The 11,403-nt window shown below is 41.4% G+C and carries 15 protein-coding genes; 3 read left to right on the top strand and 12 right to left on the bottom strand.

Going from position 1 to position 11,403, the window contains the following annotated elements; genetic code table 11:
* A partial coding sequence (locus QVA83_RS20530; RefSeq protein WP_287498902.1) for an alpha/beta hydrolase family protein occupies nucleotides 1–196 on the top strand: 196 nt, incomplete at its 5' end.
* 205 nt (nucleotides 197–401) lie between these two features.
* On the opposite strand, the gene rrtA is transcribed toward QVA83_RS20530, so the two are convergent.
* Nucleotides 402–986 (bottom strand): rhombosortase, encoded by a 585-nt coding sequence (gene rrtA, locus QVA83_RS20535; RefSeq protein ID WP_061485979.1) that lies wholly within the window; start codon nucleotides 984–986, stop codon nucleotides 402–404.
* Nucleotides 987–1,097: 111 nt separating this feature from the next.
* Here rrtA and QVA83_RS20540 point away from each other — a divergent pair, with 111 nt between their 5' ends.
* Nucleotides 1,098–1,862: an enoyl-CoA hydratase gene (locus tag QVA83_RS20540; RefSeq protein ID WP_231513080.1), complete on the top strand. Its 765-nt coding sequence runs from the start codon at nucleotides 1,098–1,100 to the stop codon at nucleotides 1,860–1,862.
* Nucleotides 1,863–1,876: 14 nt separating this feature from the next.
* Entirely contained in the window at nucleotides 1,877–3,634 is a 1,758-nt protein-coding gene (ggt, locus tag QVA83_RS20545; RefSeq protein WP_156078443.1) for a gamma-glutamyltransferase, read from the top strand.
* Nucleotides 3,635–3,791: 157 nt separating this feature from the next.
* On the opposite strand, the gene QVA83_RS20550 is transcribed toward ggt, so the two are convergent.
* The 11 genes from QVA83_RS20550 to QVA83_RS20600 all read right to left on the bottom strand — a co-directional run bounded on the left by QVA83_RS20550 (nucleotide 3,792) and on the right by QVA83_RS20600 (nucleotide 11,347).
* Nucleotides 3,792–4,583, bottom strand: coding sequence for a PhzF family phenazine biosynthesis protein (locus QVA83_RS20550; protein WP_156078442.1), 792 nt, complete (start codon nucleotides 4,581–4,583; stop codon nucleotides 3,792–3,794).
* Nucleotides 4,573–4,950 carry a DUF3703 domain-containing protein gene (locus QVA83_RS20555; protein ID WP_014949709.1) on the bottom strand — a complete coding sequence of 126 codons (378 nt, stop codon included), beginning with the start codon at nucleotides 4,948–4,950 and terminating at the stop codon, nucleotides 4,573–4,575. The genes QVA83_RS20550 and QVA83_RS20555 overlap by 11 nt, the downstream gene beginning before the upstream one ends.
* 13 nt (nucleotides 4,951–4,963) lie before the next feature.
* Nucleotides 4,964–5,332, bottom strand: coding sequence for an MmcQ/YjbR family DNA-binding protein (locus QVA83_RS20560; RefSeq protein ID WP_156078441.1), 369 nt, complete (start codon nucleotides 5,330–5,332; stop codon nucleotides 4,964–4,966).
* A 26-nt stretch (nucleotides 5,333–5,358) separates the two neighbouring features.
* Nucleotides 5,359–6,213 carry an acyl-CoA thioester hydrolase/BAAT C-terminal domain-containing protein gene (locus tag QVA83_RS20565; protein WP_156078440.1) on the bottom strand — a complete coding sequence of 285 codons (855 nt, stop codon included), beginning with the start codon at nucleotides 6,211–6,213 and terminating at the stop codon, nucleotides 5,359–5,361.
* 392 nt (nucleotides 6,214–6,605) lie between these two features.
* Entirely contained in the window at nucleotides 6,606–6,875 is a 270-nt protein-coding gene (locus QVA83_RS20570; RefSeq protein WP_014949705.1) for a hypothetical protein, read from the bottom strand.
* Nucleotides 6,876–7,037: 162 nt separating this feature from the next.
* Entirely contained in the window at nucleotides 7,038–7,490 is a 453-nt protein-coding gene (locus QVA83_RS20575; RefSeq protein WP_049588960.1) for a DUF3291 domain-containing protein, read from the bottom strand.
* A gap of 635 nt (nucleotides 7,491–8,125) precedes the next feature.
* The gene (locus QVA83_RS20580; protein ID WP_156078439.1) at nucleotides 8,126–8,491 is read right to left on the bottom strand and encodes a DUF7674 family protein; all 366 of its coding nucleotides are present in this window, start codon (nucleotides 8,489–8,491) and stop codon (nucleotides 8,126–8,128) included.
* A 117-nt stretch (nucleotides 8,492–8,608) separates the two neighbouring features.
* Nucleotides 8,609–9,019, bottom strand: coding sequence for a thiol-disulfide oxidoreductase DCC family protein (locus tag QVA83_RS20585; RefSeq protein ID WP_156078438.1), 411 nt, complete (start codon nucleotides 9,017–9,019; stop codon nucleotides 8,609–8,611).
* A gap of 192 nt (nucleotides 9,020–9,211) precedes the next feature.
* Nucleotides 9,212–9,436: a hypothetical protein gene (locus QVA83_RS20590; RefSeq protein ID WP_231513079.1), complete on the bottom strand. Its 225-nt coding sequence runs from the start codon at nucleotides 9,434–9,436 to the stop codon at nucleotides 9,212–9,214.
* Between the two features lie 1,021 nt (nucleotides 9,437–10,457).
* A complete protein-coding gene (locus QVA83_RS20595) occupies nucleotides 10,458–10,679 on the bottom strand; it encodes a hypothetical protein (protein ID WP_049588966.1) in 222 nt (73 codons plus the stop codon).
* Nucleotides 10,680–10,819: 140 nt separating this feature from the next.
* Nucleotides 10,820–11,347, bottom strand: coding sequence for a hypothetical protein (locus tag QVA83_RS20600; protein ID WP_197040366.1), 528 nt, complete (start codon nucleotides 11,345–11,347; stop codon nucleotides 10,820–10,822).
* Nucleotides 11,348–11,403 lie beyond the last annotated feature (56 nt).

Consider the following 11,403-nt stretch of genomic DNA (forward strand, 5'->3'; position numbering starts at 1 on the left):
GCTTGTCAATGCGCCAATGGTTGATGACAACGTGTTTTTCCACGACACCGTACGATTGGTACAGCGCCTTATCGAGCTTGAGAAAGAAGATTTTGAAACGGCCATTTATCCGGTAGAGCCACATTGCTTCGTACAACCAAGCTCTTGGCTTGATGAATACCGTCGTATATACAAGCTATTCGAAGAAAACTTATAGGCAAAACTGCGAGTGCAACCCAGTGATAAGAGCCACTGAGTTGCTCACAGCGCGGTAGCTATTAAGGACGGAAAAAGCTTACAAAAAAGGCCCAAATTCAATGAATTCGGGCCTTTTTTTAAATCTTCTTTTTTTGCTTCAGCACGTTAATCTGTTTTAACAAATCAAAATGCGCAAAAAGAGTGACGCTATATCGCTCTAGTTTCTATTTTCTTTTCGCCGTAATAAACATAAGTAAAAAGATTGCGATACCCGTAAGCGCACCAAATAAATGGGCGTCTACGGCAACTTTGGCGTCAATCAGGTTTGCAACTTGTTCGCTACTACCGTCAATTTGTTCGTATCCCACCTTGATGGCTAGACCTATAAGCAATAACCAACCCGACTTCATTTTCTCTTTTATATCAACACAGGCGCCCCATGCGAAAATACCATGTAGTGCGCCAGATAAGCCTGCGTACCAAATGAGATCTGGAGAGAAAAAATAAAGGCCAATACTGGTTCCCAAACAGCACCACACAAAAACTTTTAAATACAAACCAAGGCGATAATGTTCACCGTGGAGTGCCCACAATAAAGCCAGACCTGCTAAATTTAAAAGTAGGTGGTAGCCATTGGTATGCACGATATTGCCGCTGACTATTCGCCAAGTTTCTAGACCTTGAATGGCGTACCTGTCGTAAGCCAAATAATTGCCAGACATAGGCTCAAAGAAAAACGCGACAACGGAGCATAGCGCAATAAATAAAGGACCAGCGCTATACTTAAGCGAAAACGGCAGTGACATCATCAGTGTTAGTTATTTTTGAAATTAGAATTTGCTGGCTATGATACAGAAATTGCCTACAGGGTGAAAACTGAAGTACGCCCAAAACAAAAAGACGACAGTAAAGGAGTAATTATGTCTTACATTATTACCGAAACAAATCAGCAATGCTTAACCATTACACTTAACCGAACCGATAAGAAAAATGCGTTAACACGCGACATGTATCAAGAAATGGCGAATGCCATATTAGGTGTTAAAAACGATGGCTCAACCAAAGTGGTGGTTATTAAAGGCGCGGGCGATTGTTTTACTGCAGGAAATGACATTGGAGACTTCGCACAGCAACAAGATCACGCTCAGGTGCCAGAAACAGCTGCCTTTATGCGAGCTTTGGCTGCATGTAATTTACCGGTTATTGCACAAGTTCACGGATTAGCAGTGGGCATAGGCACAACGCTTTTACTTCATTGCGATTTTGTTTACGCCACTCCAGATACCCGATTTGTTCTACCATTCATCAACTTAGGGCTTGTTCCTGAATATGCATCAAGTTATCTTTTGCCTAAGGTTGCGGGTCATATAAAGGCGGCAGAGTGGCTAATGCTGGGCGAACCCTTTACCTCTGCTGATGCTTATCAATTTGGTATTCTGACAAAAATTGTCGACGCTCACGAAATAGATCAAACGGTTCAAACTACGGTAGAGAAACTCATCGCCAAGCCTTCATTTTCGCTTAAACAAACAAAAGCGCTATTAAAAGGTGACGGAGAGCGAACAAACCAACAAATGAACGAAGAGTTTGATATATTTTTGGAAGCGTTGGGCACAACCGCAGCTCAAGAAGCGTTTGATGCGTTTCTGAAAAAACGCCCAATAAACCCCGAAAAATTTAAATAAGAGGAAGTATTATTTTGAGACGCAGTGCTTTTTTCAGAGCTTCAGTGGTAACTCTTGCATTATCTAGCTGTTTTATTTTTGGTGCGAACGCGAAGCAAACACGTGAAGTCGGAGAACCAGAAGCAGCAACAGGCTACATAGAGAAAAAGGCATTTGAAGCCGAAGATTATATGGTTGTAGCGGCAAATCCCTATGCGTCTTGGGCGGGAAAGAATATTTTAGAAAAGGGCGGAAGCGCGATTGACGCAGCGGTGGCTGTACAATCGATGCTTTCGCTGGTTGAACCACAATCGTCAGGTATTGGTGGTGGTGCGTTTATCCTTTATTGGGATAATAAGAACAAAGTACTTCACACCTTTGACGGCCGTGAAACAGCACCGAAAGCTGTCAATTCTCATTGGTTTATTGAAGGTAATAAGCCAATGCGCTGGTTAGATGCCGTAGTAGGCGGTAAGTCAGTTGGCGTGCCTGGTGCAGTAAAAGCGCTAGAAATGGCTCAGGGCGAGTTCGGCAAGCTGCCTTGGAATACGCTGTTCGACGATACAATCAAAACAGCTGAAGACGGCTTTAAAGTATCGCCGCGTTTAGCCAAACTTGTTGCATTAGACTATCACCCTGGTCTTAAAACTTTTCCTGCAAGCTCTACTTATTTCTTCCCGGCAGGCCTGCCGTTAAAAGAAGGCACGGTAAAGAAAAATAAGAAGCTGGCTAAAACCTTAAGAGGTATTGCTGAAAAAGGCAGTGATTATTTACTGAAAGGCGACGTTGCCGAAAAAATAGTGGAAGCGGTTAATAATGCGGAGATTTACCCTGGCCAAATGTCGTTGGAAGACTTAGCAAGCTACGAACCAGTAAAACGTGAACCCGTATGTGGCCTGTACCACGAAAAACGCATTTGCGGTATGGCACCACCTAGCTCAGGTGGCGTAAACGTTTATCAAATTCTAAAAATGTTAGAAGGTTTTAACCTTAGTCAATACGCACCGGATTCAGTAGAGTTTGCCAACCTGTACACGCAAGCAAGTGCGCTTTCATATGCCGACCGCGAGAAGTTCATAGCGGATAGCGATTTTACTAACTTGCCGTTTGCGGCCATGATTAATACCGCTTATCTTCAGCGCCGTGCCGAGAGTATTGCTGTTGATAAAGAGTGGCGCCGCAAACGCGCGGGCAATCCCTACGCCGATGCGAATGTAGCACTTGGTACGTCAATGGAGCTGCCCAATACCTCACACGTCTCTATAGTAGACAAAGAGGGCAATGCAGTATCAATGACTACCAGCATTGAATTTATGTTTGGTTCTGGGATTATGGTAGAAGGCTTCCTGCTTAATAATCAGCTTACCGACTTTTCATTTTCGCCAACCAAAAACCGTTTTCCAGTACCAAATCGCGTAGAGCCTGGTAAGCGTCCTAGAAGTGCTATGAGCCCTACCATGGTGTTCGACAAAGAAGGGAATTTAGAGGTGGTTGTAGGCTCGCCGGGCGGCTCTAGAATTGTAAGCTACGTCGCTCAAACCCTGATTGGAGTTTTAGACTTTGGCTTGGATATTCAGCAAGCCATCAATCTTCCTAAAATTACTAATCGAAACGACTACACTGCGTTAGAGAAGGGCACACCAATAGCTGAGCTTGAAGAGCCGTTAAAGGCACTCGGCCATAACGTTAAAGTAGTGGATTTAAACAGCGGTCTTCATGGCATTCAGTTTAAATCAGGTAAATTAATTGGCGGCGCAGATCCTCGCAGAGAAGGCATTGCAGTAGGGCGCTAATATTACATTTGCCTAGTTAAAACTAGATGCAGCAATGCGCTGTTGAGTGAGTGAAAGCGGAAGGTTAAATATCTTCCGCTTTTTTGTTTGTGCCGGGAAGTAACACTCGAGAGAAGAGTTCTCTTTTATCGATTAGTTCGTGTAAGGCAATCAACCATCAAATATTAATGTAACCTTCAAGGTAAGACACCGCTTGGCCAGAAATAAGCACGCGGTCACCTGCCACCTCACATTTTAATGTGCCGCCTCGTTTAGATGCCTGATAAGCCATAAGTTTTGATCGTCCAAATACTTTTGCCCAATAAGGCGCTAGCCCAGTGTGGATTGAACCGGTAACCGGGTCTTCATCACCGCCGTTCGCAGGCCAAAAATAACGCGAAACAAAATCAAATTGCGTACCAGGCGCTGTCACTACCACATCATAAGGCGCTAGTGTTTTTAGTTGTTCGCAGTCTTGAATTACGCTTAAAACGTCGTCTTCGTTAGAATAAACAGCAAAGTAAGCTTGGTTATTTTTTAAAATGCTTTTGGGCTTGATAGAGAGCCCTTTTAGTAACGCTTCAGGCACTTCACCGACAGGGCTGGGCATTCTATTAGGGAAATCCATCTGAATAAATCCGTCGCTTTTTTTAACGACTTTCATCATCCCAACCGACTTGGCGAAAAGCGAGATGTGCGGCAGTTGGTAGTTTTCGCTAAAAATGACAAACGCAGAAGCTAAAGTAGCATGACCACAAAAATCGATTTCCGTCACAGGGGAAAACCAACGTATAGCGAATACGCCATTATCATCTTCAACTAAAAAGGCGGTTTCTGAAAGGTTATTTTCAGCAGCGATTTCTTGCATTTTTTCATCGCTAAGCCATTTACCCGTTATAACTACTGCAGCAGGATTGCCCTTAAACCTTACATTAGTAAATGCATCGACAACGTTAATTTTAATTTTCATTCGAACGCGCTTTTTTTATGATCGTATTTAAGTCTGGTTTAATTGGCATTGCCTTAAATGGGCTAACGTTAGCGCCACCTGTATTTCCATGAGGTACTAGCCCAAAAACAGTTTTTGTGGCAGCGCCCGCAATTCTGAAAAGTTGACCAAAAAACTCACCAATATTGCCTTGTTTCACTGCCCACAAAAGCATTTGAACGTGTACTTTAACGTGTAGCCTTGTAGAGGCTTGACCAAGAACGTGGGCATTTTCTAAGTGTGAAAAAGCACACTGTTGGCTGTTTTGGTTTTGCTTTCTATGAGCTAGCGCTAGTTCAGCTTCTACATAAGGGCGAATATTGCGCGTAAAGCCTTTTGCTTTGAACATGGTGTAAGCACCTTTATTGAGGTTGATTTAAACCAAGCTCTTTTTGCATTTTCTTGGTTAACCCTAACGATACTAGTTTATAAGATGCGCTTAAATAGTATTTTAACGCTTCATCTTCATCACTCTCGCAATTGTACTGTTGTATCCATTTCATTCCACGACTAGCGAGATAGGGCGCAGGCCTATAGCCAGGCTTTTCTTCCAGAAAATAATAGTTTTGCTCAGATGTTTTAAAGGTAAAAGCAGGGTGTCCGTCCTTGCTAATGCTCCCTATAGCAAAGACTTTACCACCTACTTTCCATACTTCTGAACTCCCCCACTGAACGACGTGAGTAGTGTGGGGGAGTGCTTTGCAATAGTGATTGAATTCATCAATGGTCATATGATTCTATTTATTGAAGAAGCTGACTAGTGGTTATTGTGATTAGTAAGCATCTTAATAAAGGTTTGGTTCATATCGCTACCCTCTTTTAAGAACTCGTAGTTAAGCAAGTGGTCTGCCCCTTGGTAGTTTATGTGCTTACACTTATGTTTAGTGCGCGCATTCATTTTTTCACAAACTGTTTCAGCCATAGTAGGCGAGGGCCAAATTTCATCGTTTTCGCCAGTCATTAACACAACATCGGCGCTGATTTTCTGTACAGGAATATTAGCTTTACCGTTGTCTGCTCGATTTTCTAAAGATTGCGTATAGAGATCTAGCAAACCATTAACTTCACCCGACGGGTTGAAAGGAACAAACGCTAAGTCTTGCCCGTCGTAAGTCCAGCTGGAACCAGGCACTTTACTCCAATCTTTCAAAATACCTGCCCAAACAACAGAGCTAGGCGCAATAGCAACCACATTTGAAATACTTGGTTCTTTTGACGCTAGAAGAAGTGACAGTTCAGCGCCTTTCGACCAGCCAACTACAATAATGTCGTCCGGCGTGGTTTCTGGTTGTGATTTTAACCACGACATAGCCTGAATTACATATTCAAGAGGTATTCTCTCTAACTCTGCTGGTAAGCCTTCTTCCTTAAAATAAGCTAAAGCTAGGGTAGGGAATCCCGCTTCAACGATTGGACTAGCGAGCTTTTCTGGCACGCCGCCTTCGGATCCTCCAAGCACTAAAACGCCAACTTTACGTTCTTGTGACTCTGAAGAGTAATACGTAGCAACAAAACCATCATCTTCTATTTTTAGCGAACGCGTAGAGGCTTCACACGAGAAAGAGACTAGCAAGGAAAAGAAAAAATAGATAAGTAAGGTTTGTGTTTTCATTTTTTTACCCGTTTTTTTAACATGAAATTAAGGTTGAGTACTCAACTGAAATAGCGCGCTCGATTATTCAATGGTCTTATGATTTTGTATATCGTTGCATATTTCGCAATGGATCCGCTTTTTAAAATTGTAAATGCGGCGAGCTGCAAATATAGAAATAGATATAAAAGCCCATGTAACCCCGAATTCAAGAGAGTAGGAAAAAGACTGGCCTTTAAAGTATTGAACACTGGCAAAAATAGTGGCCAGCAAGGGAAATGCGACTAGGTATTGTAAAGTCCATTTTTTTATAGGCATTGTCGTTCCTTCGTAAATCTTCAAAATATAGATTTAGACTATCACTAGTGTTCATCTACATATAAGCGTTGATAAAATGCGTGTCAATTTTAACCTTAAGATTGCTCATACATTTTAATAGGCATTCCATTTTCATTTCTGAGTATTCTTTTTGATTTTTTTCTTTCTAACTCAGCTTTCCATTCTGGCTTAATCACAAGATAGTAATAAACGATAAAGCCTAGCCATGATAATAAAAACGACATCAAGAACCAGATGACCTTGTTATTACCAGAAGCCTTTTTAGATATAAGTGCTAGAACCCAAGGTAGGATATTTATTGTGAAAAAAGAGATAAAAAGTACAAGTAAAAACGATAAGTTCATAAAATATCCTTTCTTATTAAACTATCTAATAGAGAACACGGCAGCCATCTAAGATGTGAAACTCGTGTGCGAAAATTAGAATCTACGTGTCGGGATCCGTGCTTACGTATTTCAACGGCCAGTTCGAGCTTCTTACTAGTGTGCCTTCTGACCTTGGAAACATCAATGATTCTCAAACTCAGGCTTGGCGTAACTACTTTTAAAACTAAATGCATCCTGAGATTCTCCATTTTCCCGAAGATGGTCTAATTTAGTGATAGCTTCCTGAAGGGTTGGAATATGGCCCTTCGGTATCCACCAAAGCACATAAGATGCTTCGCTTAAGGGCAAAAACCACTCTTTTTTACGCTTAAGGAAATCAATGTGATGCGTCTTGAACATGAAGTTCTTAAGGGACTCTACGCTTTCCCAAACAGACATGTTAACAATGATATCTGGGTTATTTTCTACCTCTATATTAGTGGCATCACCTGATTCGTCTTTCAAACGCCAGATAAATCCTGGACTTTGTTCAGCAATGGCGTTGATAGGGTCTAAGTTATTTACAAAGTCCGCCATTTCGGGGGACTCCAAGTTAAACCTGACTTTTCCAATATTCAATTGAGCGAGATGCATATTGTCTCCTTGACTTTTAACTTAGAGAACGCGTTTTATAAAGTTAATCTAGGTCTAGTACTTTGAAATGCCTGTCTTGGAATTAGTTTACGCATTTTCCAAATAACTTACTTTTGAATGGAGAAAACGAATAGTTAGCTCCAATTTTAAAATAGTTGCTTGAGCAGTCTGCTCAGATGCCTGTTCAGCACATTGGCACCCAAAGAATCGGTGTAGGCCATCTTTAAAAGAATAAATAGGTTAACTGGTTCTTTTGAAAGGGGCGCTCGATTCATTATTTACCTTGATGCATAACGCCTAGCTAAACTGGCGCAAAATAGCAGGCTAAAATTAGCGACGAAGGAGCGCAAGCCTGCTGTTTTTCGTCCCTTGGTTAAAGCGTTTGTTATGTTTAAAACACTCTTAATTGTAAGGTTAAAGCTTAACATCTAACTCAGGCACACCAGTTAGAATTGGGGGTAATCGCCAACCATTTCTCAGATTACCGTGAGCCTCAGGGAAAAATAGAACACCAGACTTTTTAATCGCTTTATTGGATATAAAACGTTTTAATTTTTTAAAGACATCTTTAGAGCGCTGAGTTTCACAAAAGCCATCAATCGTACTTTGTAAAATTGTACTTCCCTCAACCTTATCTAAACCACTACCCTAGGTGGTTTACCATGAAAGTCCAAGTACAGTTTTTTGAGATTATCTGGGACGAGAGGCCAGCCACGTTCAATACCTTCTTTGGTACCTTTCCAGAATAAGTGCTCTGTATAATATACATCTATGTACTCGAATTCTGCTTCGGTTGCAGTATCTAGTTTCTCGCTCATGTACTGCAACTGCTCAAGTGCTTCTTCTAAGTCGCCTTGGTTTAACAAAATAGTCGTCAAATTTGCGAACTCTCCCATTAGAAATGTAAGCGCCCAACTCTCATGTTTTTCCATAAGAGGAACAACGTCAGGAAACTTAGTGCGGATCTCTTTTAAGAATCGTCTTATTTCTGATTTAGCCATTGATTTCTCAGAAGCTTCTAACATTAAGCTAAGAGGCGCATATGCGCTGAGCATAATGGCGAAGCTGCCCCGCATATATGCCTTCTAGTGACCAACGGGAACGGCTTTATTTGTTTGTTACATCGCAAGACCTCTGAACCTCCCTAAGACCTTTTTATCGGGTATTTGACAATGCTTTGTACCACCGAAAAGCTTAATACGGTTGCGAGCAAAAATTCTGTAGAAGAAGTCTCTAAAAGAACGCGGCAAGATTTTAGTTACACCGAATAAAAACCAGAACCCAGTTAAGTCTTTTGCGATTTCTAGTGCAGCGTCAGACCAAAGAAAAACGTTTCCGTTCTTAACTAACATAAAAGTATCAACACCTACAGTATCAACTTTGTAACGTTTGATAACTTCTTGAGCGTATTCTGATTGCATTGGTGAGAATATAAAACGTTCACTTTTGTCGCGCTTCAAAATAAAGGCAACTGCTCCATTACAGAAGTTACACACCCCATCGTAAATAACTAAATCATCATCTTCCATCGAACTATCCCGCGATATAACGCTAAGCTTTGGGGCAGTGACCAAAGGGAACGCGTTAGGCGCCTCGTTAAACACAAGTTTCAGCTAACGAAGTGCTGGCTTGCGATGTGTTTGAAAACATTTTCTCCATACTTTGTTTTAGAACCATTACTTCCTTGGCCCTATTCTCGTTAAGAATTTGATGGCCAAGCTCTAGTAATTCGATGCGTGTTCTGACGAAACTACAGATGGCTTTTTTGCGTTTTCTAATTCACCATTTTCTATTTGTTGATGAACAGAAGAAAGATGAATAATGCTGTTATATAACTCTGTAGAGTTTGAACTAGCGCCCGCCGACGTACTGATATATGCGCCGAGAAATAATCCCGAAGTAAAAATGACTATTGAGAATAGTGAACAAATAATCTTATGTTTCATTCAATACTTCCTTGTGCATAACGCCTAAATATGGGGCACAAACAGGCAGGCTATAATGGCGAAGCCGCCTAGCTGTTTGTGTCCCAGCCCGACTGCGGGCGACATAAATTTTTTGTTAGGTGATTTACCTTTGAGCACAATACAACAGTTATTTGAAAATGTTAAAGATACTGATTGCACTAGCAATATCCCCTAGGTCATTAAAAAATCCAAAAATTTTAAACACTGTTATGTATGCCCCTGGATTTGTTAAACCACTTATGGAAATTAAAGTAAATATGCCTGTTCCGACGAGATAGGAAATATTGGTGTTACTAAACTCTTGAACATGAGACAAAACGAAGAAAGTGCCATAACCGAAAAAGAGTGAAAACGGTAACGAACATAAGAAACCTAAGAACAGAATTTTTAATTTTTGAAGCATAACCATCCCTAGTCACCTAACTTTTAAACAAGGGGCGATAACGAGTAGGGCATAATGGCGAAGCGACCCTGTGTGTTAGCGTCCCAGTGGGCTTTAGCCTACGACTTGATTTTTTTGTTATACATAAAATGTTGAGAAAAGGGTAGTGGCGCCAATAGAAACTATTACGGTAACAATTAATGCAACAATCGCTTTAGATAGAAGAATTGTTCCGTGCTTTAGGCCATAAAATTTATAGGCGTACACCGGAACACCAATGAAGCCTATAAATGCACAAAACAAGGGATACATTCTGAGCTGTGTATGCCCATTCTCTCTACCGTGTTGTTTGGACCAAATGAAGAGGCAAATTGCTACGAAAATCGTATGAATGTGGTAGGTGAAGAGCTCGATGCCGCGAGTAATTATAAGGTATTCGTCCACTAATGAAGAAAGGATAAATGAAACAAAAATTATAAAAATTGTCTTGTGTGATGATTTCATGGTTTATGTATAACACCCACATAAGGGGCAGTAATGCGTGGGATAAAATTTAGAGCGAAGCGACAGAGCCCACGTGTTACTGTCCCAGCGAGTGGCTTTATGTGATTGTTATGTTTAACGCTTTGGACGACGCCCGCCACTTTTTAAACATGCCTCCATAGACTGATATGGAGTGTAGTTTTTTGTCTTGGAATAGTAAGTACTACCTTTAGCGTGACATATGCCGCTCTTGCTTTTTTTAACAGGTGGCTCCTCTGCCAAAACAATCTGCGGTGATAAACCCAAAAATAAAGCTAACAATACTGCCAAGGACTTCTTATAAAAACTGGGGTTCATTGAATGTTCCTCCTTAAACATAACGGCCCGCATAACGGGCAAAAATACGTAGGCTATAATACAGAGCGAAGCGAAGGGAGCCTACGTGTTTTTGTCCCAGCGAGATTGCGAGCGAGTTTATGCGATTGTTAGGTGCGTGTTTAAACAATCCTTGAATTGACCTTTTCTGATTGCAGCCCTAGCGTGGCATCCTTTGCGATTTTAGAATAAGTCAATGCATGGCCTTTGTCACTTTGCGACAAATATATCTCTGAGACTTCCGTAGCAACTGATTCAATGTATTCAAGCAATTCGTACTTTTGTGCTAACTCAAGAGCCACAAAATACGCAGTTAACTGCTCCCCACTGTCAATGGTGAAGTCAGCCAAAGTTTCCCACTGAAACGGATGATCCAAAGTTGAGTTTTTGTGTGTTTCGCAGATGTCTCTTAGCTTATTGTGCGCTTCCCAGTAAACCTTTTTAGAAGGCTCGCTGGTCATAGTCAAAGCGAGTTCTAGTATTTGTTCAAAGAAAGGTGGTTTGAATGTCATTGAAGCACCTAACTTTTCAATAACGGGCGCAGACATGTGGGGCATAATGGCGAAGCCGCCCCGCGAGTATGCGTCCCAGCGAACGAAGTGAGTGCGTTTATTGGCTTGATAATCATTGAGCCTCCTCCCTATCAGCATAAACAGAGTTTATCCTAATAGGCGACCAAACCAAGGGAGAAAACTCAATGAACTTT

Origin of the sequence: Alteromonas sp. AO-Serp (assembly GCF_017849675.1) — a bacterium.
Lineage (GTDB): Bacteria > Pseudomonadota > Gammaproteobacteria > Enterobacterales > Alteromonadaceae > Alteromonas > Alteromonas macleodii.